The organism is Nocardioides sp. NBC_00850 (assembly GCF_045207335.1).
Classification (GTDB): Bacteria; Actinomycetota; Actinomycetes; order Propionibacteriales; family Nocardioidaceae; genus Nocardioides.
On record NZ_CP108845.1, the window covers coordinates 1750871 to 1775343 of the forward strand.

Annotated in this window: 20 protein-coding genes and 1 riboswitch; of the genes, 13 read left to right on the forward strand and 7 right to left on the reverse strand. The window is 70.2% G+C overall.

The window, feature by feature from the left end; translation table 11 throughout:
* The first annotated feature begins 56 nt into the window (after nt 1-56).
* The 5 genes from lon to OH802_RS08605 all read left to right on the forward strand — a co-directional run bounded on the left by lon (nt 57) and on the right by OH802_RS08605 (nt 6369).
* On the forward strand, nt 57-2381 hold the full coding sequence (lon, locus tag OH802_RS08585; protein WP_406026977.1) for an endopeptidase La: 2325 nt from the start codon (nt 57-59) through the stop codon (nt 2379-2381).
* Between the two features lie 68 nt (nt 2382-2449).
* Nucleotides 2450-3001: an isochorismatase family protein gene (locus OH802_RS08590; RefSeq protein WP_406026980.1), complete on the forward strand. Its 552-nt coding sequence runs from the start codon at nt 2450-2452 to the stop codon at nt 2999-3001.
* Nucleotides 2998-3909, forward strand: coding sequence for a GlxA family transcriptional regulator (locus tag OH802_RS08595; RefSeq protein ID WP_406026982.1), 912 nt, complete (start codon nt 2998-3000; stop codon nt 3907-3909). Before OH802_RS08590 ends, OH802_RS08595 begins: the two co-directional genes overlap by 4 nt.
* An 87-nt stretch (nt 3910-3996) precedes the next feature.
* Nucleotides 3997-4136: riboswitch (SAM riboswitch) on the forward strand.
* 11 nt (nt 4137-4147) lie between these two features.
* Complete coding sequence (gene thrC, locus OH802_RS08600; RefSeq protein WP_406026984.1) at nt 4148-5419, forward strand: threonine synthase; 1272 nt, start codon at nt 4148-4150, stop codon at nt 5417-5419.
* A gap of 41 nt (nt 5420-5460) precedes the next feature.
* Nucleotides 5461-6369 carry an SGNH/GDSL hydrolase family protein gene (locus OH802_RS08605; protein ID WP_406026986.1) on the forward strand — a complete coding sequence of 303 codons (909 nt, stop codon included), beginning with the start codon at nt 5461-5463 and terminating at the stop codon, nt 6367-6369.
* Here the strand turns inward: OH802_RS08605 and OH802_RS08610 are convergent.
* From OH802_RS08610 to OH802_RS08640, 7 genes are all read right to left on the reverse strand, one after another.
* Entirely contained in the window at nt 6319-7557 is a 1239-nt protein-coding gene (locus OH802_RS08610; protein ID WP_406026988.1) for a type II toxin-antitoxin system HipA family toxin, read from the reverse strand. The genes OH802_RS08605 and OH802_RS08610 overlap by 51 nt on opposite strands.
* Nucleotides 7557-7802, reverse strand: coding sequence for a helix-turn-helix domain-containing protein (locus OH802_RS08615; RefSeq protein WP_406026990.1), 246 nt, complete (start codon nt 7800-7802; stop codon nt 7557-7559). The genes OH802_RS08610 and OH802_RS08615 overlap by 1 nt, the downstream gene beginning before the upstream one ends.
* A 91-nt stretch (nt 7803-7893) precedes the next feature.
* A complete protein-coding gene (locus tag OH802_RS08620) occupies nt 7894-9465 on the reverse strand; it encodes an AMP-binding protein (protein WP_406026992.1) in 1572 nt (523 codons plus the stop codon).
* A gap of 125 nt (nt 9466-9590) precedes the next feature.
* Nucleotides 9591-11159, reverse strand: a complete 1569-nt coding sequence (locus OH802_RS08625) for an AMP-binding protein (protein WP_406026994.1) — start codon at nt 11157-11159, stop codon at nt 9591-9593.
* Between the two features lie 17 nt (nt 11160-11176).
* Entirely contained in the window at nt 11177-12409 is a 1233-nt protein-coding gene (locus OH802_RS08630; protein WP_406026996.1) for an RNA polymerase sigma factor, read from the reverse strand.
* Nucleotides 12410-12423: 14 nt separating this feature from the next.
* Nucleotides 12424-12759: a YciI family protein gene (locus OH802_RS08635; RefSeq protein WP_406026998.1), complete on the reverse strand. Its 336-nt coding sequence runs from the start codon at nt 12757-12759 to the stop codon at nt 12424-12426.
* Nucleotides 12756-13121 carry a YciI family protein gene (locus OH802_RS08640; RefSeq protein WP_378836718.1) on the reverse strand — a complete coding sequence of 122 codons (366 nt, stop codon included), beginning with the start codon at nt 13119-13121 and terminating at the stop codon, nt 12756-12758. The genes OH802_RS08635 and OH802_RS08640 overlap by 4 nt, the downstream gene beginning before the upstream one ends.
* 128 nt (nt 13122-13249) lie before the next feature.
* Here OH802_RS08640 and OH802_RS08645 point away from each other — a divergent pair, with 128 nt between their 5' ends.
* From OH802_RS08645 to OH802_RS08680, 8 genes are all read left to right on the forward strand, one after another.
* Nucleotides 13250-17089 carry a Pls/PosA family non-ribosomal peptide synthetase gene (locus OH802_RS08645; RefSeq protein WP_406027001.1) on the forward strand — a complete coding sequence of 1280 codons (3840 nt, stop codon included), beginning with the start codon at nt 13250-13252 and terminating at the stop codon, nt 17087-17089.
* 15 nt (nt 17090-17104) lie between these two features.
* Nucleotides 17105-18439: a M1 family metallopeptidase gene (locus tag OH802_RS08650; protein ID WP_406027003.1), complete on the forward strand. Its 1335-nt coding sequence runs from the start codon at nt 17105-17107 to the stop codon at nt 18437-18439.
* A gap of 166 nt (nt 18440-18605) precedes the next feature.
* Nucleotides 18606-19127 (forward strand): GNAT family N-acetyltransferase, encoded by a 522-nt coding sequence (locus tag OH802_RS08655; RefSeq protein WP_406027005.1) that lies wholly within the window; start codon nt 18606-18608, stop codon nt 19125-19127.
* 212 nt (nt 19128-19339) lie between these two features.
* Nucleotides 19340-20974: a chaperonin GroEL gene (gene groL / locus OH802_RS08660; protein ID WP_406027007.1), complete on the forward strand. Its 1635-nt coding sequence runs from the start codon at nt 19340-19342 to the stop codon at nt 20972-20974.
* A 98-nt stretch (nt 20975-21072) separates the two neighbouring features.
* Nucleotides 21073-22104, forward strand: coding sequence for an alpha/beta hydrolase family protein (locus OH802_RS08665; protein ID WP_406027009.1), 1032 nt, complete (start codon nt 21073-21075; stop codon nt 22102-22104).
* Nucleotides 22105-22391: 287 nt separating this feature from the next.
* Nucleotides 22392-22967, forward strand: a complete 576-nt coding sequence (locus tag OH802_RS08670; protein ID WP_406027011.1) for a hypothetical protein — start codon at nt 22392-22394, stop codon at nt 22965-22967.
* Nucleotides 22968-22969: 2 nt separating this feature from the next.
* Nucleotides 22970-23512, forward strand: a complete 543-nt coding sequence (locus OH802_RS08675) for an NTP transferase domain-containing protein (RefSeq protein ID WP_406029259.1) — start codon at nt 22970-22972, stop codon at nt 23510-23512.
* A 73-nt stretch (nt 23513-23585) separates the two neighbouring features.
* Complete coding sequence (locus OH802_RS08680; RefSeq protein WP_406027013.1) at nt 23586-24464, forward strand: AAA family ATPase; 879 nt, start codon at nt 23586-23588, stop codon at nt 24462-24464.
* Nucleotides 24465-24473: the final 9 nt, after the last annotated feature.

A 24473-nucleotide genomic window follows, 5' to 3' on the forward strand; every position in this document is an offset into this window, starting at 1 on the left:
CCGGTTGCCCTCGCAAGTTGAGCGAGTATCACTCAACTTTTCTAGGAGGGTCCGCAATGGACAAGCTTCCTGTGCTGTTCGTCTCGGATGCCGTGGTCCTGCCGGGGATGGTCGTACCCATCGAGCTCGACGAGGCCGCGCAGGCTGCGATCGACGCCGCCCGGGCCGGGTCGGAGAGCCGGCTGCTGGTCGCGCCGCGGCTGGGGGACCGGTATGCGACGTACGGCGCTGTCGCCACGATCGAGCGCGTCGGCCGGTTCCGGGGCGGTGAGCCCGCGGCGGTGCTGAGGGCCGTCGACCGCGCGAAGATCGGCTCCGGCGTGACCGGCCCCGGTGCTGCGCTGTGGGTCGAGGTCGAGACCGCCGCCGAGACCACGACGGAGCACGCGAAGGAGCTGGCCGAGGAGTACAAGCGGCTGGTCGTCGCCGTGCTCCAGCGTCGCGAGGCATGGCCGGTCATCGACCAGGTCAACCGGCTCACCGAGCCGTCGGAGATCGCTGACACCGCCGGCTACGCGCCCTATCTCGACGACGATGCCAAGCGCGAGCTGCTGGAGACGCCGGACGTCACCGAGCGTCTCGAGAAGGTGATCGCCTGGGCGAAGGACTACATCGCGGAGTCGGAGGTCAGCGACAAGATCGCCGAGGACGTACGCGAGGGCATGGAGAAGACGCAGCGGGAGTTCCTGCTGCGCCAGCAGCTCGCCGCGATCCGCAAGGAGCTCGGTGAGGGCGAGCCCGAGGGGTCCGACGACTACCGGGCCCGCGTCGAGGCCGCCGACCTTCCCGAGGCCGTACGCGAGGCCGCGCTGCGCGAGGTCGACAAGCTCGAGCGTGGTTCCGAGCAGAACCCCGAGACCGCCTGGATCCGCACCTGGCTGGACACGGTGCTTGAGCTGCCGTGGTCGGTCCGGACCGAGGACTCGACCGACGTGGTCGCGGCTCGTGAGGTGCTCGACGCCGACCACCACGGCCTCGAGGAGGTCAAGGACCGGATCGTGGAGTACCTGGCGGTGCGGACCCGACGTGCCGAGCGTGGCCTGCAGGTCATCGGTGGCCGCGGCTCCGGTGCCGTGGTGCTGCTCGCCGGCCCGCCAGGGGTCGGCAAGACCTCGCTGGGTGAGTCGGTCGCGCGTTCGCTCGGACGGAAGTTCGTCCGGGTCGCGCTGGGCGGCGTCCGCGACGAGGCCGAGATCCGGGGTCACCGGCGCACCTACGTCGGCGCGCTGCCGGGCCGGATCGTGCGGGCCATCAAGGAGGCCGGCTCGATGAACCCGGTCGTGCTCCTGGACGAGGTCGACAAGGTCGGCTCCGACTATCGGGGTGACCCTGCCGCCGCGCTGCTGGAGGTGCTCGACCCGGCGCAGAACCACACCTTCCGCGACCACTACCTCGAGCTCGACCTGGACCTCTCCGACGTCCTGTTCATCGCCACCGCCAACGTGGTCGAGCAGATCCCGTCGGCGCTGCTGGACCGGATGGAGCTGGTCACGATCGACGGCTACACCGAGGACGACAAGGTCGCCATCGCCCGTGACTTCCTGCTGCCCAGGCAGCTCGAGCGCGCCGCGGTGACCTCGGAGGAGGCCACGGTGACTGACGACGCCCTGCGTGAGCTGGCCGCGAACTACACCCGCGAGGCGGGCGTACGCCAGCTCGAGCGGCTCATCGCCAAGGCGCTGCGCAAGGTGGCGACGAAGCTGGCGACCGGTGCGGAGCACGTCGAGATCGGTCTGGACAACCTCAAGGAGCTGGTCGGACGGCCGCGGTTCACGCCGGAGTCGGCGGAGCGTACCTCTGTCCCGGGGGTCGCGACCGGACTGGCTGTCACCGGGCTCGGTGGGGACGTGCTCTTCATCGAGGCGTCCTCGGCAGACGGGCAGGCTGGACTGAACATCACCGGCCAGCTCGGCGAGGTGATGAAGGAGTCCGCGCAGATCGCGCTCTCCTTCGTCCGCTCGCACGCCGCCGAGCTGGGCGTCGACCCGGCCGTGCTCGACCGCTCGCTCCACGTCCACGTGCCCGCGGGTGCGGTCCCCAAGGACGGCCCGAGCGCCGGCATCACGATGGTCACGGCGCTCACCTCTCTCGCGACCGGTCGCCCGGTGCGCAGCGAGGTCGGCATGACCGGTGAGGTCTCGCTCTCCGGGCGGGTGCTGCCCATCGGCGGCCTCAAGCAGAAGCTGCTCGCCGCCCAGCGAGCCGGCCTGACCGAGGTCTTCGTGCCCCAGCGCAACGAGCCCGACCTGGACGAGGTCCCCGACGAGGTGAAGCAGGCCCTGAAGATCAACCTGGTGAGCGATGTCAGGGATGTCGTACGCGGCGCCCTCGCGCCTGCCGAGGGAGCGGCCACCACACAGAACACGGTTGCCGCTGCCTGACCGGATCGTTCCGGATGCTGCCCGCTTGATGCCTCGTGCGTCGAGCGGGCAGCTCGCACACTGGAGACATGAGCAACCGAGCCCTTCTCGTCATCGACATCCAGGAGTCCTTTCGGCAGCGGGAGGCCTGGCAGAAGACCCTCCACCCCGACATCGCCGACCGCGCCGACCGGCTGGTGAGCCTCGCGCGGGCCGCGGGCGACCTGGTGGTCTGGGTGCTCCACACCGAGCCCGGCAGCGGCGGCGTCTTCGACCCGGAGTCGGGTCACGTTCGCTACCTCGACGGGCTCAGCGGCCCCATGCCGGGCGATGTCGAGCTGCGGAAGACCGCCCACAACGCCTTCACCACGACCAACCTGCAGCAGGTGCTGACCGAGCGCGGGATCACCGAGCTCGTGGTGTGCGGGATCCGCGCCGAGCAGTGCGTCGAGACCACCGCGCGGGTCGGGTCCGACCTCGGCTACCGGGTCACCTACGTCGCCGACGCGGTCACCACCGAGCCGCTGGGCGGGCTGTCGGCCGAGGAGGTCGTGGAGCGTACGAAACTCGTGCTCAGCGGCCGGTTCGCCGAGATCGCGACGATCGACGATCTGGAGGCTGTGGCAGCATCTGCGGCATGAGCGCCGTCGTGTTCGTGCTGCTGCCCGGCGTACATCTGCTCGACCTCGCCGGGCCGGCACAGGCGTTCCACACCGCGGGCAGCCTGGGACACCCCTACGACCTCGCGTACGTCGCGGGCGCCGAGCCGGGGGAGGTGCTCTCCGCGCAGGGACTGCCGCTGGCCGTCACCGGGGAATGGCCCGATCTCGATCCCGGTGATCTGCTCGTCGTGCCGGGCTGGCGAGCGGCGTACGACCTCGTCGCCGGCCCTCGGCTCACCCGCGAGACCGCCGAGCGGCTGCGTGCCCATCATGCGGCCGGGGGCGAGGTGGCCAGCGTCTGCGCCGGCGCCGACGCCCTCGGGCAGGCGGGCCTCCTCGACGGGCGTCGCTGCACCACCCATCACGATCTCCAGGACGCGCTGTCCCGGCGCTACCCGAAAGCCCGGGTGGTGCGCGACGTGCTCTTCACCAGCGATGACCGGATCGTGACGTCAGCAGGCATCGCCAGCGGCATCGACCTGAGCCTGCACCTGCTCGCGGTGCGCCACGGACCGGCGCTGGCGGCTCGAGTGGCCCGCGACATGGTCGTCTACGCGCGGCGCAACGGCGACCAGCCGCAGGAGAGCGTCCTGCTGCGCCATCGGAACCATCTCGACGACACCGTCCACCACGTGCAGGACGTCATCGACGCCCGGTTCGCCGAGCCGCTTCCGCTCTCCGCGCTGGCGGACGGCGCGGGGGTGAGTGAACGCACCCTGACCCGCGCCTTCGTAGGTGCGACCGGCCTCACCCCGCTCCGCTACCAACAGGCTCTTCGCCGCGAGCGGGCCGACCATCTGCTGGCCGCGGGCACCACCATGGAGTCGGCCGCCCGTGCGGTGGGCTTCGACGACGCCCGGATGTTGCGCCGCCTCCGCGCTCGCTGAACCCCGATTGTCCAAATAGTGGACGACTGGTCCGCGGAATGGAACCCGGGTGTGTTTGGCAGCGGATACCTGCCGTACGATCGCTACTGCTCATCGAGAGGGACTGAGGGAACGGCCCAGTGAAGTCCCGGCAACCGACCACGAGCCTCCTCCCGGCCATCGGGTAGGGCGTGGAGCAGGTGCTAATTCCGGCCCGGCGCGAGAGACGTGATCGGGGAAGATGAGGAGGAGGTTTCTCATGAGCGCTGCGACCACGGAGACGAAGGGCCTGCGCGAGGGCGCGTTCGGCAACGCCTCGGCGCTGTCGTGCCGGGAGTGTGGGCACCAGATCGAGCTCGGACCGCATTACGCCTGTCCGGAGTGTTTCGGGCCACTCGAGGTGGCCTATGACTTCCCGGCCGTGACCCGCGAGGAGATCGAGGCCGGACCCCGCAACATCTGGCGCTACAAGGCGCTGCTGCCGGTGCCCGACGACATCGAGCAGAGCCCCAACACCGAGCCCGGCTTCACCCGGCTCCTGGAGGCGAAGAACCTCGCCAAGGAGCTCGGCATCGAGAAGATCTGGGTGAAGGACGACTCGACCAACCCGACCAACTCCTTCAAGGACCGCGTGGTCGCCTGTGCTCTGAGCGCCGCTCGCGAGCTCGACGCCAAGGTCTTCGCCTGCCCGAGCACCGGCAACCTGGCCAACGCGGTGGCGGCGGCTGGCGCACGCGCCGGGATCCCGACCGCGGTCTTCATCCCGAGCAACCTCGAGCAGCCCAAGCAGGTCAACTCCGCCGTCTTCACCGACAACCTGATCGCCGTCGACGGCAACTACGACGACGTCAACAAGCTCGCTCAGGAGATCGCCGCCGAGGAGGAGGGCTGGGCGTTCGTGAACGTCAACGTACGTCCCTTCTACGCCGAGGGCTCCAAGACGCTCGGCTTCGAGATCGCCGAGCAGCTCGGCTGGCGCCTGCCCGACCAGATCGTCATCCCGGTGGCCTCCGGATCCCAGCTGACCAAGGTCGACAAGGCGTTCAAGGAGCTGATCAAGCTCGGTCTGGTCGAGGAGAAGCCCTACCGGATCTTCGGTGCCCAGGCCACCGGCTGCAACCCGGTCGCGACCGCGTTCAAGGCCGGTGTCGACGCCATCCGTCCGGTCAAGCCCGACACGATCGCCAAGTCGCTGGCCATCGGCAACCCGGCCGACGGCATCTACGTCCTCGACGCCACCCGCTCCTCCGGTGGTGCTGTCGAGGAGGTCACCGACGACGAGATCCGCGCCGCGATCGTGCTCCTGGCCCGCACCGAGGGCATCTTCACCGAGACCGCCGGCGGCACCACGCTCGCGGTCACCAAGAAGCTCGTCGACAACGGTCTCCTCGACCCGAGCCTGGAGACGGTGATCATCAACACCGGCCACGGTCTCAAGACGCTCGACGCGGTCAGCGGCATCGTCGGCCCCCGCGCCACCATCGCCCCCAACTACGACGCCTTCGAGGAAGCCGGGCTCTCTCAGGCGTAGGTTAATTTCGCGTTCACATCCGTGGGGTACACCTAAGGAATGTGAACACCACGAAGACGAGTGAAGAGGCCAAGTGGCTCGGCATGGTCGCCGCCACCGCCGGGGTCGCCGGCGCAGTCGGTGTGGTGGGGGCGGCGGCCGGTGCCGGGTTCGTGACGTTGCTGAAGAGACAGGCGGCGCACGCGCGTGACGTGATCGGCAAGCCCCTCGGTGAAGAGGCGATCGACGCCGACAAGGTCTACAAGAAGACCTACGGAGGTACGCCGGTCGAGCTCCTCATCCTCGGCGACTCGATCGCCGCCGGGCTGGGCGCGGAGACCCGGAGCGGCACCCTCGGCGCACGGCTGGCCAAGGGCACGGCCAAGGCTCTGCTGAGGCCGGTGCGGTTGCGTACCGCTGCCGTGGTCGGGGCCGAGACGTCGATGCTCCCCGCGCAGCTCGAGTCGCTGCCGAAGGGCTACCGGCCCGATGTGGCCGTGGTCATCGTGGGCGGCAACGACGTCACCCACCGGGTGCCGCAGAAGGACTCCACCCGAGTGCTGGGGGAGGTCATCGACGCGCTGCGTGAGCGTGGTGCCGAGGTCGTGGTCGGGACCTGCCCGGACGTGGGTGCGGTCCGCCCCCTGCCGCAGCCGCTGCGCTCGCTCGGGCGCCGGATCGCCAAGCAGCTGGCCGACGGGCAGCGGGAGATCGCACTGGCCCGGGGCGCCCACGTCGTCTCGCTCTCCGACGTCGTCGGCCCGTTCTTCATCACCAACCCCGACGAGATGTTCGCCATCGACCACTTCCACCCCAGCGCGATGGGCTACAAGCGCACCGCCAAGGCGATGCTGCCCTCCTTCCTCGCCGCCCTCGGGCAGGTCCAGCAGGTCCCCTTCGGACACCACCTGCCCGAGTCCTTAGGAAGCAGCGGCGACTCGCTCGTCGACGATGGCCCAAGCCTCGGGTGAGACGCCGGGGTGGGCGCTGCGGTCGATGCCGCCAAGTGCCTTGGCGAGGTCGGCGACGGTCGTATCGACAACGCGCCGAGCGCGTCGTTCGGGCAGCCCCCAGGATCGACCCTCCGCGACCAGGTCATCGATGGTGACCTCGCTGACCAGGAACTTCCCGTTGACGTCCAGCGCGAACCGCCGGTTGTCCCTGCGGTGGTGGAGATGCATGGAGATGTCGTACGCCGGGCTCAGGGTCACGCTCCCGTCGGCCCGACGGATGAACGAGATGTTCTTCGCGTGCATGTCGGTGTTGCCGACGAGGTGGGAGAACGTGACCAGCCGCAGGAGGTCGTCCGGGTTGCCGCCGTCGAGGCGGAGTGTGTCGGCGGCGTGTCGCAGGGACGGCATCTTCGAACCCCACTGGAACTTCCGGTTGGGATCCAGGGTGTTCAGCCCGATCGCCTGAGCTAGATCCTCCTGATGGATCCGAGAATGCGGCCCATCGAGATCTCTGTCGTAGCGGGAGACCGCGATGGCACGTACGTCCTCGAACTCCAGGATCTTCGCGTCGACGCTGGTCAGGCCGACCATGCGGGCCAGCGTCAGAGAGGCGACCTCGGTGTCGACGACATCAGCGATGCCGGACTCCGCCGAGCCGCCTCGCTTGATGATCCAGGTCGACGGCGCTCCGTCCTTGCAGGCGAACCAGCCGCCGTCCTCGTGGTGAACGGCGATCTTCGGGACCATTCCCGGAAGGCTGATCGACTCCGCCGTCGTCCCGAAGGCGCTCGCCGGCGAGTGTTCGTCCGCGTGTCGAATTCGTTCGGCGAGCTGGTCCTGCGTCAGTGGCACGTATCGCCCTTTGGCGGTGGGGTCATCCGCCCCTTCGGTGACGAAGATGGCCGCGCCGGTCGTGTCGCGACCGTACGACCGGATCATCGCGAACGAGTCGTCCGGCGGGACGCCCGCGCTCATCGCATGGTTGGTCCTGGCGTTTCCCTCTGGGAGAAGTCCGTCGAGATAGTTCTTGACCAGTGCGGGAACCGGCACGTCACCGATCGTCAGCTTTGCCGACAGTAGGCGCGTCCCTTCGGGCCAACATTCCTGCGACTCATCGGTCCAGGACAGGGTGAGCCGGCCGTCGTACGCCTCGGACAGGGTGGCGATCCGTGTGCCATAGACCCAGATGTCGAGCGGATCGCGCATCAGTGCTGGCCCTCGTCGTCGACCCGGGCATGGATCTCGATGTGCGCACCGAGCTCTCGGAGCAGTTCGAAGATGCGCGTGGCGTACAGGTTCGGCTTCCCGGACTCGAGCTCATAGATGTATCGCCGGGAGATGCCGAGTGCCTCTGCGAGCTCGTCCTGGGTCACGCCGCGCTTCGTCCGAAGGCGTGCGAGGGCTTGGCCGAGTGCTTCGGGTGACCGTGCAGTGAGCAGATAGTCCGCCACGGTGCCTCCTATGGGCTGATATCGACTCGTTCGATGAATGTGAGGATATCAGCCCATAGGAGCTGCGGGCGGATATCAGCCCATGCGGCGCCTAATTGTCGGCGTCGGTGCCCGTCTCGTCCGGGTTCTTGCCACCGGTGCTGAGCATGTCGGCGGTGAGGCCGGTTGCGGCGCGGTAGTCGACGGTGCCCGCAGGCGTACGCGGCACCGACTCGACCAGCAGGACGAGCTTGGGCTCGTGCGACTCCCCGAGCCGGTCGCGGGCGTGCTTGCGCAGGTCGGCAGCGGTCGTCTCGGTCGACGGGGCCAGCTGCACCAGCGCCGCGACCTGCTGGCCCCAGCGCGGGTGAGGCATGCCGAAGACGGCGGCGTCGACGACGTCCTCGTGGGCGAGGAGCACGCCCTCGATGGTCTCGGGGTGGATCTCGAGGTCACCGGTGCGTACGAGCGTGGCGGCCCTGCCGAGCAGGGTGATCGAACCGTCCTGCTCGCGGCGGGCGAGGTCGCCGGGGAAGGTCCAGCGACGGTTGTCGATCAGCTTGATCGCGGTGGCCGAGCGGGCGTTGTCCTTGTAGTAGCCGAGAGCCGAGGGGCCGGAGCGGGCCAGCAGGCCCTCGACCCCGGGAGCCGCCGGGGTGAGGTCGGGGTTGAAGACCTCCACCTCGGGGCCCACCATGAACCGCGCCTCGCCGGGCACGAGCGGGGATCCGTCGTCGGCGCGGGAGCCGGTGACGCCGGTCTCGAGGGTGCCGTAGGAGTCGACGATGACCCGGCGCGCGAAGGCGTTGCGCAGGATTCCGAGGACGCCTTCGGAAAGCGGCGCCGCGGTGTTGGAGACCCCCGCGAGCGAGCGCAGCGGCCAGCGCTTCTTGCCGGTCAGCCGGGCGTTGGCCACCGGCCGCGCCTGGGCGTCGCCCAGCAGCGTGATCGCGGTCGCGCCGGCCTGCTCGGCGAGGTCGAGGAAGGCCTCGGCGGAGAACGTGGGAGAGGTGTCGAGCACCGCGGTGCCACCGGCGACCAGGGCCCGCAGGAGCAGCAGCTGGCTCTGCCCGTGCAGCAGCGGACCGCCGGCGAGCAGCACGACACCCGAGTCACGAGCGGCCGCCTCCGCGGCGAGACCCTCGACCGACGGGATCGGCGCGTTGCGGCGGACCGTGTTCAGCGCGGCCCAGATCAGGTCCTCCTGGCGCCAGACCGCGCCCTTCGGGGTGCCCGTGGTGCCGGTGGTGAAGATGATGTGCCAGTCGCCGGGCGTACGTCCGACCGTCGGCCGCTCCTTGGACGCCGCGGCGACCTTGGCGTCGTAGTCGGGGCCCAGGACGACCCGGTGGTCGAGCCTCAGGCCGAGCTCGTCGAGGTCATCGGTGAACTCGGGGGAGACGATGGCCGCGCCGCAGTCGGTGGCGGCGTACGTCCTCGCGAGCTCGTCGCGCCGGTAGGCGTGGTTGATGTTGACCGGGATGGTGCGGGCCTTGAGGCACCCGTAGAGGGCGTCGACCCACTCGATCCGGTTGGTCGCGTGGACGGCGACCTGGGCACCCGGCTCGAGGCCGACGCTCAGCAGGTGGTTGGCCAGGCGCGTGGCACGCTCGTCGATCTCGGCGTACGAGTAGGCGCGGTCGGAGGTGACGACGGCCGTGCGATCGGGGATCGCATCGGCCATCGCTTCCAAGATGTCGGGCAGTGTGAGGGGGATCACGGCGGACACAGAGACGTACGTGCCTTCCAATTCGTAGAGCCAGGGGTAGGGCCGTACGGCACCGAACCGTACGTCGGATCAGCCGGTCGTCACGTGCGCGCCTCGAGCAGCTCGGCGGCGACCGTAGCGCTCGCACGATAGTCCACCTTGCTCACGGGCGTGCGGGGGACTCGCTCCACGAGCAGGATGTCCTTGGGCACCTTGTAGGCGGAGATGAGGCTGCGGCAGTGCTCGCGGAGTGCATCGGTCGAGGTCGCGGCGCCCTCGCGGAGCTGCACGAGAGCGGTGACCTGCTGGCCCCAGCGCTCGTGCGGGGTGCCGACGACCGCGGTGTCGAAGACGTCGGCATGACGCAGCAGGACCGACTCGACCTCCTCGGGGAAGACCTTCTCGCCGCCGGTGTTGATGCAACCCGACCCGCGGCCGAGGACGGTGATCGAGCCGTCCTCCTCGCGCCGCGCGAAGTCGCCCGGGATCGACCAGCGCTGCCCGTCGACCTCCTTGAACGTCGCCGCGGACTTGACCGGGTCGTTGTAGTAGCCCAGCGGGATCGACCCGGTGCGCGCGAGCATGCCGGTCTCACCCGGCGCGCACGGCTTCATGTCGGTGTCGAAGACCTGTACGTCCATCCCGACCTGGAACTTCGGCGCGGCCTGCGTGCCCTCGTTGCCGTCGTCGACCTGCATGCCGGCCGCTCCGGACTCCGAGGCGCCGTAGGAGTCGAGGATGTAGCGGCCCGGCAGCGCCTCCCGGAGCTGGGTGCGGACCCCCGCGGAGAGCGGGGCGGCGCCGTTGGAGACGGCGAACAGGCTGCTCAGGTCCCAGCGCTCCGGCTCGCGCAGGATCGCCTCGGCGACCGGGCGGCCCATCGCGTCGCCCAGGAAGGTGAGCGAGTTGACCCCGGCGGCCTGGACCAGGTCGAGGATGGTCTCGGGCGACCAGGTCGGCTCGGTGTAGAGCGAGACCGTGCAGCCGGCGACATGGCCGTTGCCCATGATCCACTGGCTGCCGCCGTGCATCATCGGACCGCAGGCCAGCAGCACCATCGGCGACTCCTGTGCCGCCGCCTCCTGGGCGAGATGCTCGACGGTGTCGAAGGGAGCGCCGAACCGGCTCGCGTTCATCGCGGCGCGGATGATGTCCTCCTGGCGCCACATGACGCCCTTCGGCATCCCGGTGGTGCCGCCGGTGTAGATGACGTAGCGGTCGCCGGGGCTGCGCTCGATGTCGGGGCGCTCCTTGGACGCCGCGGCGACCGCGGCGTCGTACTCCTCGCCCAACACCAGCGTCGGGATGCCCAGGCCGAGCGCGGCGACCGCCTCGACGTGCTCCGGTCCGATGATCGCGGCGACCGCGTCGGAGTTGCGGTAGAGGTGGTCGAGCTCGTCGTGGAGGTACTTGTGGTTGATGTTGATCGGCACCGCCCGCGCCTTCATGCACCCGTAGAAGGCGTCGACCCACTCGATCCGGTTGCGGGAGTGGACGGCGACGTGGTCGCCCGGTTTGATGCCCTGCCCGAGGAGGTGGTTGGCCAGCCTGGTCGCGCGCTCGTCGACCTCGGCGAAGCTGTAGGCGTGTTCCATCGTGAACACGGCGGTGCGGTCGGGGATGGCGTCGGCCATCGCCTCGAGGATGTCGGGGAGAGTGATCGGGGTCACATCACCGAGTGTGGCAACTAGAACGTGTTCTCGTCTAGCGATTGGGGTGGAAAACCCTCCAGGGCCCTTTGCCGCCGGGTGAGGTCGGCCCGCTCCGGCTCGTGCGTGCAGAGCGCGATGGCCTCCGCGTACGCCTCGATCGCGTCGTCGTGACGCCCCGACCGCTCCAGCAGCTGGGCGCGTACGGCAGGCAGCCGGTGCCCCGGGAGAGCGACCGAGTCCAGCGCCTCGAGCCCGGCCTCGGCGCCGTTCGCCTCGGCCACCGCGACGGCCCGGTTGAGACGTACGACCGGGGTGTCCTGGAGCGCCAGCAGCTCGTCGTAGCGCTCGACGATGCGCTTCCAGGCGGTCGTCTCGGAGCTGGGCGCGAGGGCGTGCTCCGCGGCGATCAGCGCCTGGAGGAGATAAGGGGCCGGGGCTGCGTGGGCGAGCGGGGTGAGGAGCGCGAGGGCCTCGGCGATCTCGTCGGTCCGCCAGTGGGTGCGGTCCTGGTCCGGGAGCAGCACGAGAGCGCCGTCCGGCCCGATCCGGGCCGCTCGGCGCGAGTGCTGCAGGAGCATCAGCGCGAGGAGGGCGTCGATCTCCGGGTCCGGCTCGGGAAGCACCGACCGAAGGACGCGGACCAGCCGGATCGCCTCGCCCGCCAGGTCGCTGCGTACGACATCCGGACCGGTGCCGGGGGCGTAGCCCGCCGTGAACGCGAGATAGGCGACCTCGGCGACGATCCCGACCCGGCCGGCGAGATCCGCGGGTACCTCGAAGGAGGCGCCCGCCAGCCGCTTCCGGGCACGGGTCAGCCGCGCCGCCATCGTCGCCTTCGACTGCAGGAACAACCGCCCGATGTCCTCGGTGGAGACGCCGAGGACCAGACGCAGGGTGAGCGCCGCGGCGGCTTCGCGGGACAGGGTCGGGTGGGCGCAGAGCAGTACCAGGCGCAGCCGCTCGTCGGTGACCTCACCAGAATCGACCATCACCCGCTGTGCCTCCTGGGTCACCGCCGCATCCACGGCGAGCAGCGGCATCTTGCGAGCCAGCACCTCCTCAGAACGCATCCGGTCCACGATCCGCCGCCGCGCCGTGGTGAGCAGCCACGCCGGTCCGTTGTCGGGCTCGCCGTCGACGGGCCAGCGCCGGGCGGCCGCCTCGAACGCGTCGGCCAGACCGTCCTCGGCCAGGTCCAGACGCCGGAACTGCGCGACGAGCAGGGCCAGCAAACGGCCCCACTCGTCGCGCAGCAGCGTCTCCAGCATCGCCGTGGGTCGCCCTAGTCCGCCGCGCGGATCTCGATCGCCGACTCGACCGTGGCGAGCAGCTTGCAGCACTCGGCCAGGTCGTCGCGGTCCTCGGACTCCACGACGTAGAGCCCGGCGAGGTGCTCGGCCGCCTCGGTGTAGGGGCCGTCGGTGACGCCGGAGGTACGCACGGTCACCGCCGTCGACGGCAGGGCGAGCGCCGCGCCGTACCCCTTCAAGATCGTGTGGCCGCGCTCGGCGAGGAGAGCCGCGAACTTCTCGTGCACGGCGAACAACGCGTTCCGGTCCTCCTCCGACTTCGCCTGCCACTCGGCCTCGACGTTGGGGATGAGCAGGTAGTACCTCATGCGGACATCCCCTCGTGCTCGACGATCTCGCGGACCTCGAGCGCCGTCTCGAGCTCGGCGAGCACCTTGCAGCACTCGAGCATGTCGTCGGCGTCGTCGGTCTCGATCGTGTAGAAGCCGGTCACGTGCTCGACGGTCTCGGCGAACGGGCCGTCGGTGATCACCACCCCGTCACCGGTCTTGCGCAGCGTCTTGGCCTTGCTGGAGTGGTGGAGCTCGGCGCCGCCGGTGACCTTGTGGCCGCGTTCGGCCAGCAGCTTGGCGAACCTGCCGTGCACCTCGTATCCGGCTGCCTTCTCCTCCGGCGTCGACTCGGCCCAGAAGGCCTCGTTCGTCGGCAGCAGCACCATGTATCTGGTCATGGTGGTTTCCCTTCTCGTCTCGGAATGAGTCTGTCACCGGGGATGACGGGTGGGACAAGGCCAAATCGACAGCGAGAAAGAAGGAAGATGTATGTCATGCGTTCAACTGAGCCCGGAAGGCTCCGGGTGTGACCGACCCCCTGCTGCGAGGCGACCTCGCGCCCGAGCCCCGGACCCTCGTCGACATCTTCCGGGCCACCGCGGCCCAGGTGCCCGACGAGCCGGCCGTCGACGCGGGCAACGGACTGCTGACGTACGCCGAGCTCGAGGAGGCCGCCGATGGGCTGGCCGCCGAGCTCAACGCCGCCGGGATCGGGCCGGGGGACAAGGTCGGGCTGCGGATCGCGAGCGGCACCACCGACCTGTACGTCGCGATCCTCGGGATCCTCTGCGCGGGTGCTGCCTACGTGCCGGTCGACGCCGACGACCCCGAGGAGCGGGCGCGGCTGGTCTTCGGTGAGGCGCAGGTCGCCGCGGTCGTGACCAACGACCTGCGGGTCACCACGACGAGCGAGCCCGGCGAGGAACGCGAGCCGGAGGAGCCGTCGATCGACGACGACGCCTGGGTGATCTTCACCTCCGGGTCGACCGGCACCCCGAAGGGCGTCGCGGTCACCCACCGCAACGCCGCGGCGTTCGTCGACGCCGAGTCGCGACTCTTCCTCCAGGACGCCCCGATCGGGGTCGGCGACCGGGTGATGGCGGGACTCTCGGTGGCCTTCGACGCGAGCTGCGAGGAGATCTGGCTGGCGTGGCGCTACGGCGCCTGCCTGGTCCCGGCGCCGCGGGCGCTGGTGCGCTCCGGGGTCGACGTCGGTCCATGGCTGGTCGCCAACCAGATCACCATCGTCTCGACGGTGCCCACGCTGGTCGCGCTGTGGCCGCCGTCCTCGCTCGACCGGGTCCGGCTGCTGATCACCGGCGGCGAGGCGATCCCGCCCGAGCTCGCGGCCCGACTGGTCACGTCCGGCCGCGAGGTGTGGAACACCTACGGTCCGACCGAGGCGACGGTGGTGGCCTGCGGTGCCCAGCTGACCGCAGAAGGGCCGGTGAGGATCGGCCTCCCGCTCGATGGCTGGGACCTCGCCGTCGTCGACCCTGCCACGGGGGTTCCGGTCCCCGAGGGCGAGGCCGGCGAGCTGATCATCGGTGGCGTCGGCCTGGCGCGCTATCTGGACGCGGCCAAGGACGCCGAGAAGTACGCCCCCATGCCCACCCTCGGCTGGGAGCGCGCCTACCGCTCCGGCGATCTGGTCGTCAACGACCCCGCCGGGCTGCTCTTCGGCGGGCGCGCCGATGACCAGATCAAGCTGGGTGGCCGGCGCATCGAGCTTGGCGAGATCGACAGCGCGCTGCTGCAGCTGGACGGGGTCGTCGGGGCCGCGGCGGCCGTGCGGAGGAGCGCCGCGGGCAACAGCCTGCTGGTCGGCTACGTCACCGTCGACGACACCTTCGACCAGGCCACCTCCGTCGCCCGGCTCCGGGCCGACATGCCGGCCGCCCTGGTGCCACGGCTGGCCGTGGTCGACAGCCTCCCGACGCGTACGAGCGGGAAGGTCGATCGCGACGCACTGCCGTGGCCGCTCGCCTCGGCCGCGGGTTCGGGCGAGGGGCTCAGCGACACCGAGGCCTGGCTGGCCGGGCTGTGGAACGACGTCCTCGGCGCCGAGGTCACCGGGCCGGCGGCGGACTTCTTCGACCTCGGCGGCGGCAGCCTGACCGCGGCCCAGATGGTCAGCCTGATCCGCGAGCGCTTCCCCGAGGTCGCGCTCGGCGACATCTACGACCAGCCGAAGCTCGGCGCGCTGGCCACCTACATCGACGAGATGGGCAGCTCTGCCGCGCTCTCCGAGCACGAGGTGCCGGCCGTACGCCTCAAGACCCAGGTCGCGCAGGTGGTCGCGACGATCTTGCTGCGCTGTCTCGCGGCGCCGCGCTGGCTGACCTGGATCGGGCTCGGGACGACGCTCGCCCAGCCGTGGGCGCCCTGGCTGCCGTCGCTCAGCTGGTGGATCCTCGTGCCGGCCGTCCTCGCCTTCCTGACCCCACCGGGCCGGATGCTGCTCGCCGCGGGTGCGGCGCGACTCATCCTGCGCGGCGTACGTCCAGGGGAGCACCCCCGCGGCGGCAAGGTCCATCTCCGGCTCTGGCTGGCGACGCACGCCGTCGACGAGCTCGGCGCGCACGGCCTCGCCGGGGCACCGTGGATGCTCTGGTACGCCCGGCTGCTCGGCGTGCGGATGGGCAAGAACGTCGACCTGCACAGCCTCCCGCCGGTCACGGGCATGCTCACCCTCGGCAAGGGCTGCTCGATCGAGCAGGAGGTCGACCTCTCCGGTCACTGGATCGAGGGTGACGTGCTCCATCTCGGCGAGGTCGAGGTGGGCGAACGGGCCCGCGTCGGGGCACGGTCGACTCTGCTGCCCGGCGCCCGGGTCGGCGACGACGCCGAGGTCGGACCCGGTTCGGCGGTCTTCGGAGTGGTGCCGACGGGCGAGTTCTGGTCGGGTTCGCCGGCCGTACGCGCCGCCAGAGAGGCCCGCGGACCATGGCAGCCGCCCGAGGCGCGAGCTCAGGTCTGGATGCTCCTCTACGGCATCGCGGCCGCCGTTCTCGCGCTTCTTCCCGCGGTCGCCATCGGCGTCGGGGTGCTCGTCGCCGTCGCCCTCGCCGGCGTGCCCACCTCCTACACCGACATCGGGGCGCTGCTGGCCTGGAGCCCGGTCGCGGTGGCTGCCGGCTTCGCCACCCTCGCCGCGCTCATCTGGGCGGTGGTGCGGCTCGCCGGTCTGGCGATCACCCCCGGCGTACATCCCGTACGCAGCCTGGCCGGTGTCGCGGTCTGGTCGACGATGCAGGTGCTCGACGAGGCCCGCACCTGGCTCTTCCCGCTCTACTCCTCGACGCTGACGCCGCTGTGGCTGCGGGCGCTGGGCGCGAAGATCGGCAAGCACGTCGAGGCCTCGACGGTCCTGATGATCCCCGGGCTGACGCAGGTCAACGACCAGAGCTTCCTGGCCGACGACACCCTGATCGGCGGCTACGAGCTGGGCGGCGGCTGGATGCGGGTCGAGCGGGTGAAGATCGGCAAGCGCGCCTTCGTCGGCAACTCCGGCATGGCGGCGCCCGGCCGCAAGGTGCCGAAGGCGTCCCTGGTCGCCGTGCTCAGCGCGGCCCCGCGGCGCAAACGCGCGCAGAAGGGGGAGAGCTGGCTCGGCTCGCCGCCGGCACCGCTGCGCCGGGCGGCCGGCGAGACCGACTCGGGGCGCACCTACGATCCACCGACACGCCTCAAGATCGCTCGGGCGCTCGTCGAGCTGGCCCGGCTGGTGCCGCAGACGCTCGCGGTGCTGCTCTACACAGGGGTCGGCTACGTGCTCGTGCGGGTGTGGGAGGCGACCGACCTCCTCGTCGCGATCCTGGTCGCCGGTCCGATGCTCGCGGCCGCCGGTGCGGTCGCCGCCGGGATCACGGTGGCGGCGAAGTGGCTGCTCGTGGGCCGCATCCGGGCCGGGTCGCACCCGCTGTGGAGCTGGTTCGTGTGGGCCAACGAGCTGGCCGACACCTTCGTGGAGGTGCTCGCCGCGCCCTGGTTCACCGGTGCCGTGTCCGGGACCCCGGTGCTCAACCTCTGGTTCCGAGCGCTCGGCGCGAAGATCGGCCGCGGCGTGTGGATCGAGACCCGCTGGCTCCCCGAGACCGACCTCGTCGAGCTCGGCGACGGCGCCACGGTCAACGCCGGCACGGTCGTGCAGACCCACCTGTTCCACGACCGCGTCCTGGCCCTCGACGAGGTCGTCCTCCGGCGCGGTGCCACGCTCGGGCCCAACTCGGTGATCCTGCCCGCCGCGGCCATCGGCCGGCATGCGGTCGTCGGCCCGGTCTCGCTGGTCATGCGCGGGGAGAGCCTGCCGGACAAGACCCTCTGGATCGGCAACCCGATCGGTCCCTGGGACCAGGCCGGCTGAGCGGATGCCTCTAACATGACCGCCGTGCCGAAGCTCCCCACAGCAGACCCCTACCTCTCAGGTCACGGGGACCTGTCGTGGAGCGCGACCCACTACGACCTCGAGCTCACCTACGACCTGGTCGGCAACCGGCTCGCGGGCACGGCGACGATCCGTGCGGTCGCCGTCGAGGACCTCAGCCGCGTCGTCCTCGACCTCGCGCACCTGCGGGTGCAGAAGGTCGCGATCGACGGCCGCCCACCGGCCAAGTGGTCCCACCACGACCACCGCCTGGTGCTGAACCTCCGCTCGCGGATCGCGGCCGGCGAGGAGTTCGTGGTCACGGTCAGATACTCCGGCAAGCCCCGGCCGGTGGTGCTCTCGCACCACGGCGACGCCGGCTGGGAGGAGCTCGATGACGGCGTCATCGTCGCAGGTCAGCCGCATGGTGCGCCGACCTGGTTCCCGTGCAACGACCGCCCCTCCGACAAGGCTCGCTACGCGATCAGCGTGACCACCGCGCCGGGCTATGCGGTCGTCTCCAACGGCGAGCTGACCTCCCGCGTACGCCGCGGCAGCGGGGAGACCTGGCGCTACTGGCAGGCCGAGCCGATGGCGACCTACCTGGCCACCGTGCAGATCGGGCGCTACCGGGTCGTCGACATCGCGCCGGCCGAAGGGCCGGGCGGCCGGGTGCCGATCCGGGCCGCGTACCCGGTCGACGCCACCGCCGGGTTCGAGGCCTCCTTCGGGCGCCAGCGGGAGATGATGGCCTACTTCACCTCGGTCTTCGGGCCCTACCCCTTCGCCTCCTACTCCGTCGTGGTCACCGACGACGAGCTCGAGATCCCGCTCGAGTCGCAGTCACTGTCGACCTTCGGGCGCAACCACCTGACCGGCGAGTGGTCGGAGGTACGCCTCGTCGCCCATGAGCTCGCCCACCAGTGGTTCGGCAACGCGGTGACCCTGCGCGAGTGGCGCGACATCTGGTTGCACGAGGGTTTCGCCTGCTACAGCGAGTGGCTGTGGTCCGACGCCTCCGGTGGCCGCTCGTGCGGCGAGCACGCCCGTCACCATCACCGCCGGCTGAAGGCGCTGGCGCAGGACCTGGTCCTCGCCGACCCCGGTCCCGCGGACATGTTCGACGACCGCGTCTACAAGCGCGGAGCGCTCGCCCTGCACGCACTGCGGCGCACCGTCGGGGACGGGGCCTTCTTCAAGATCCTGCGCACGTGGGTCGCCCGGCACAGCGGGGGATCGGTCACCACCGCCGACTTCGAGGCCCTCGCGGCCGAGGTCTGCGGCCGCGACCTCACCGCGCTCTTCGATGCCTGGCTGCGCCGGCCGGCGCTGCCCGACCTGCCCGCCTGAATCGCGCCGCTGGTCGAGCCGGATTCGTGAGGAACGAGCGAATCCGTGTCGAGACCAACACAGTCCCCTCGGCGCACAGCAGGACCCGTGTTGGTCTCGACACGCTCGGCCGCAGGCGGCCTCGCGGCTCGACCAGCGGGTGCTGACTCCGGCTACCCTCGGCGACGTGCCTGAGCTGACCTTCCGTGACGCCAACTTCTCCGACGTCGAAGCCCTGGTCGGGCTGATCGAGTCGGCCTATCGCGGCGACGCCTCCCGTGCCGGGTGGACCACCGAGGCCGACCTGCTCGCCGGGCAGCGCACCGACCCCGAGGGCGTACGTGAGGTGATCACCGCTCCGGGATCCCGGCTCCTCGTCGCTGAGCGGCCGGGCGAGATCGTCGCCTGCTGCCAGTTGCAGAAGCGAGAGGCGTACGTCTATTTCGGCATGTTCTCCGTCTCGCCGCAGCTGCAGGGAGCCGGCGTCGGCAAGGCCGTCATGGCCGAGGCCGAGCGGATCGCGCGCGAGTGGGGCGCGGAGGAGATCCGGATGACCGTGATCCGCCAGCGCGAGGACCTGATCGCGTTCTACGAGCGGCGCGGATTCGGGCGTACGGGACGCTTCGAGCCGTTCCCCTACGGCGACGAGCGCTTCGGCCGCCCGCTGCGTGACGACCTCGAGTTCGCCGAGCTCGCGAAGCCTCTCTGACCGTCGCCATCCTGGGATTTTCTTGCACTCGCAGGGGTCGAGTGCTAAACATGAGGCTGGCACTCTTACCATGAGAGTGACAACAACCGGACCGGTGACGTTGAGGCGTCGCGAGCGGCAGGGAAGGGTTCTGCCGGGAGTGGCGTCGTCCGTCGCGGGCAACCCATCGGACCGGATCCAACGAACTTCCCAAGTGAAGGATCGCAGGAGCAATGCCGAAGCTCATCGCTTTCAACGAGGAGGCCCGTCGGGGTCTGGAGAAGGGTCTCAACACCCTCGCCGACGCCGTCAAGGTCACCCTCGGTCCCAAGGGCCGCAACGTCGTGCTCGAGAAGAAGTGGGGTGCCCCCACGATCACCAACGATGGTGTTTCCATCGCCAAGGAGATCGAGCTCGAGGACCCCTACGAGAAGATCGGTGCCGAGCTGGTCAAGGAGGTCGCGAAGAAGACCGACGACGTCGCCGGTGACGGCACGACGACCGCGACCGTTCTCGCCCAGGCGCTGGTCCGCGAGGGCCTGCGCAACGTCGCCGCGGGTGCCAACCCGGCCGGCCTGAAGCGCGGCATCGAGGCGGCCGTCGACGCCGTCACCGAGCAGCTGCTCGCCCAGGCCAAGGACATCGAGACCAAGGAGCAGATCGCTGCTACCGCCTCGATCTCCGCTGCTGACACCACCGTCGGCGAGATCATCGCCGAGGCGATGGACAAGGTCGGCAAGGAAGGCGTCATCACCGTCGAGGAGTCGAACACCTTCGGGCTCGACCTCGAGCTGACCGAGGGTATGCGCTTCGACAAGGGCTACATCTCGGCCTACTTCGTGACCGACCCGGAGCGTATGGAGACCGTCCTCGACGACCCGTACATCCTGATCGTCAACTCGAAGATCTCCAGCGTCAAGGACCTGATCCCGGTCCTGGAGAAGGTCATGCAGACCGGCAAGCCGCTGGTCATCCTGGCCGAGGACGTCGACGGCGAGGCTCTCTCGACGCTGGTCGTCAACAAGATCAAGGGCACCTTCAAGTCCGTCGCCGTCAAGGCTCCGGGCTTCGGTGACCGCCGCAAGGCCATGCTGCAGGACATCGCGATCCTCACCGGTGGCCAGGTCATCTCCGAGGAGGTCGGCCTCTCCCTGGACACCGCCGGCATCGAGCTGCTCGGCCAGGCCCGCAAGGTCGTCATCACCAAGGACGAGACCACCATCGTCGAGGGTTCGGGCGACCAGGGTCAGATCGAGGGCCGGGTCAACCAGATCCGCGCCGAGATCGAGAAGTCGGACTCCGACTACGACCGCGAGAAGCTCCAGGAGCGCCTCGCCAAGCTGGCCGGCGGCGTGGCCGTCATCAAGGTCGGCGCGGCCACCGAGGTCGAGCTCAAGGAGCGCAAGCACCGCATCGAGGACGCTGTCCGCAACGCCAAGGCTGCTGTCGAGGAGGGCATCCTCGCCGGTGGTGGTGTCGCGCTGATCCAGGCCGCCGCCGCTGCCTTCGAGAAGCTCGAGCTCGACGGCGACGAGGCCACCGGTGCCTCGATCGTCAAGGCCGCCATCTCGGCGCCGCTGAAGCAGATCGCCATCAACGCCGGCCTCGAGGGCGGCGTCGTGGCGGAGAAGGTCGCCGGCCTCCCGCAGGGCCACGGCCTCAACGCCGCCACGGGTGAGTACGTCGACCTGCTGGCCGCGGGCATCATCGACCCGGCCAAGGTGACCCGCTCGGCGCTGCAGAACGCCGCGTCGATCGCCGCGCTGTTCCTCACCACCGAGGCCGTCGTGGCCGACAAGCCGGAGAAGGCCGCCGCTGGTGGCGACCCGACCGGTGGCATGGGTGACATGGGCGGCATGGGCTTCTGAGTCCGTCTCGCTAGAGCACACGCAGGTGCCCCCGCCGGTCGGTGGGGGCACTTGTCGTTTTCCCTGGTGCCGCGGGTGCGAGGGCTACGCTCGACGGCATGGGCCCGAAGGCGATGTCGGCGCTGGCGATCTCGGCCGTGCTTCTCGCTGGATGCGGCGGTGAGCCGGCCGCTGCGCCGTCGTCTCGCGCAGCGTCACCGTCGACCTCGGTCACGCCCTCCTCACCCTCCCCGAGTCCGTCGGAGACGCTGCCACCGGTGACCGACAAGGTCTCGCTGCCGCAGCTGATGCGGGAGGACTTCCCGGGCGGCGAGGTGAAGGTGCTGCGGGAGTCGGGGAGCACGGATGCGTACCGCCGCTTCGAGGTCAGCTACCCGAGCGGTCCGCTGACGATCACCGGGGTGCTCTTCCGGCCGCGGGGCGCCGGGCCGTTCCCCGGGGTGGTCTTCGCGCACGGCCACATCGACACCGACATCTACGTCACCGGTCAAGGGCTGAAGCGGGAGCAGGACCGGCTGGCCCGGGAGGGCTACGTCGTCCTGCACACCGACTACCGCGGTCACGCCGGATCGTCTCCCATCCCGGAGGGCACGGAGGAGGACGAGAGCCGACTCGGCTACACCCGCGACACCATCAACGCCGTCCAGGCGATGAAGCGACTTCCGTACGTCGACCCCGACCGCACCGCGCTGCTCGGCCGCTCCATGGGTGGGGGAGTGGTGATGAACGCGCTCGTCGCCCAGCCGGGGCTGGTGCGGGCAGGGGTGACGTACGCGTCGGTCTCCTCCGACATCGTCGACAACATCAACCGGTGGGCGGTGCCGTCGCGGCCCGACGAGGTGGCCCGGCTCTATCGGCAGTACGGCGATCCCGAGACGGAGCCGGAGTTCTGGGAGGGGCTGTCGGCGCGGACGTACTTCGACCGCATCGAGGTCCCGCTCCAGATGCACCACGGGACCAACGACGAGTCCTGCCCGATCAGGTGGGCCTACACCACCCGGGACCTGATGGAGACCGCGGGCGTGCGCCAGCGGCTGTGGGTCTACCCCGGGGAGCAGCACGCCTTCGGGCCGCAGTGGGATCTCTCGATCCGGCGGGTCATCGGGTTCCTCGATCGTCATCTGGCATGACCTGACCGGGCGATGAGGAGGGGCCCAGCAGTCCCATCCTTTTGGGGACTTTCGACACTGTCTCGACAACAGCTCGGTAACGCAACATTGGTGCTCCACACAGTGGCCGACTGCGGGGAAGCGTCTGGATCTGGGGGGCTTTGAAGCCCAAGGGAATATCCGGGTGAAGTTCTGCAGCGGCGGGCGGGGTCAGGGTTCTTCGAAGCCAGGGCCCCGCCTGCGTGTGTCAACCTGCGGACCTCCAGCGGGTCCCCGGATGGCACCCAGTGATGAGGCATGATGTTGGCATGAGTGTCGACCTCGGACCGAAGACCGGGATGCAGCCGCCGCGGTCACCGTGGCGATGGGTCGCAGCCGTGATCGCCGCCGCGGTCGTGCTCGTCGCGATCGTCGCCTCCTTCGGCCTTCTCAGCTCCGACGACACTGCTGAGGACCCCGATGCCGCACCCCCGTCGCCGACCGCGACGGTCACCGAGACCGCGCCGGTCCCATCGTCGTCCGCTCCGGCCGGAGGCGGCGGCACGACCGAGCTGACCGTCGTCGCGGACGCCGCCCGATGCATCCCGCCGACCTCGAAGTGGCTCTCCCAGAACGCCGCGCTCGCCTTCGAGGGCACCGCGGAGAGTGTGACCGAGAGCGAGGCCGTGCTGCGGGTGAAGACGTGGATGTACGCCGACGGCGTCGGTGGCACCGACACCGTCCGGATCACGCTGCCCGCGCCGAGCACGATCCCGATGCCCGAGTTCGAGAAGGGCAAGAACTACCTGGTCGCGGCCAAGGGTGATACCAAGGTCATCGGCTGTGGCTACAGCGACGTCAAGAGCGCGAAGCTGCAGAAGCTCTACACCTCCGCGTTCAAGTGACGATGGTCGCCGGCCTGCTCCTGGCCGCCGGCGCGGGTCGGCGGATGGGCATGCCCAAGGCGCTGGTCGACGACTGGCTGGTGCGGTCGATCGAGGTGCTGCGCGAGGGTGGCTGTGACGACGTACTCGTCGTGCTCGGCGCCGCCGCCGACGAGGCGCGGGCGCTGCTCCCGGCCGATCAGCGGGTCGTCGTCGCCGAGGACTGGGACGAGGGGATGGGAGCCTCGCTGCGGGTCGGTCTGGCGGCTCTCGGCTCGGGTGCCGAGGCTGCCGTGGTTCATCTCGTAGACCTGCCGGACGTGGGGCCTGATGTGGTCGCTCGGGTGGTCTCGACAGGCTCCACCGCGGGCTCGACCACTGGGCTGGCCCGGGCGGCGTACGCCGGCGTTCCGGGCCATCCGGTGCTGATCGGGCGCGACCACTGGGCGGGGGTCATCGAGGCAGCCGTCGGTGACCAGGGCGCCCGGGGTTACCTGAAGACCCATGACGTACGTCTGGTGGAGTGCGGCGACCTGGCGTGCGGGAACGACGTCGACCGGCGCTGAACGAAAATTCGTTCGTCCCCTCGTTAGAGGTTGTCCAACCCTGAGCCAACGCTTCGCGTTCTAGGCTCAGACCATGGACCTGACGCCCCGGGAGATCGCTGACCGCCTGGCGGCGACCGGATACCGGGCCGACCCGGAGCTGGCGACGGTGACGTTCCTCGCGCTGCGGATGCAGCGGCCGCTGCTGCTCGAGGGTGAGCCCGGGACCGGGAAGACCGCACTCGCCGAGGCCGTCGCCGAGGCGCTCGACCTGCCGCTGGTGAGGCTGCAGTGCTACGAGGGGATCGACGCCACCCAGGCGCTCTACGACTGGGACTTCGCCCGCCAGATCCTCCACCTGCGTGCCCTCGAGGCGGCCGGTGGCGCGGGAGAGGTGGAGGAGGCCGAGAAGTCCCTCTACGACGAGCGGTTCCTGCTCGCCCGCCCGGTGCTGGCCGCGCTGCGTCAGGCACCGTCGGTGCTGCTCGTCGACGAGGTCGACCGGGCCGACGACGAGTTCGAGGCGTTCCTGCTCGAGGTGCTGTCCACCTACCAGGTGACGATCCCGGAGTTCGGGACCGTCGCCGCGACGGTCCCACCGGTCGTCGTGCTCACCTCCAACCGCACCCGGGAGCTCCACGACGCCCTGAAGCGCCGCTGCCTCTACCACTGGATCGACCACCCGGGCCTGGCCCGCGAGATCGAGATCGTACGCAGCCGGGCCCCTGAGGTCGCCGACGAGCTCGCTCGCCAGGTGGTCACCGTGGTCCAGCAGCTGCGTGGCGCCGAGGGCGCGAACGCCCTGCTCAAGCCCCCGGGCGTCGCCGAGACCCTCGACTGGGCCCGCGCCCTGCACCACCTCGGAGTGTCCGAGATGGACCTGGAGAGCGCCGCCGCGACGCTCGGCGCGCTCGTCAAGCACCGCGAGGACGCCGACCGCGTCCGTGCTGCACTGGATCGGCTCCTGACGTGACCGACTTCT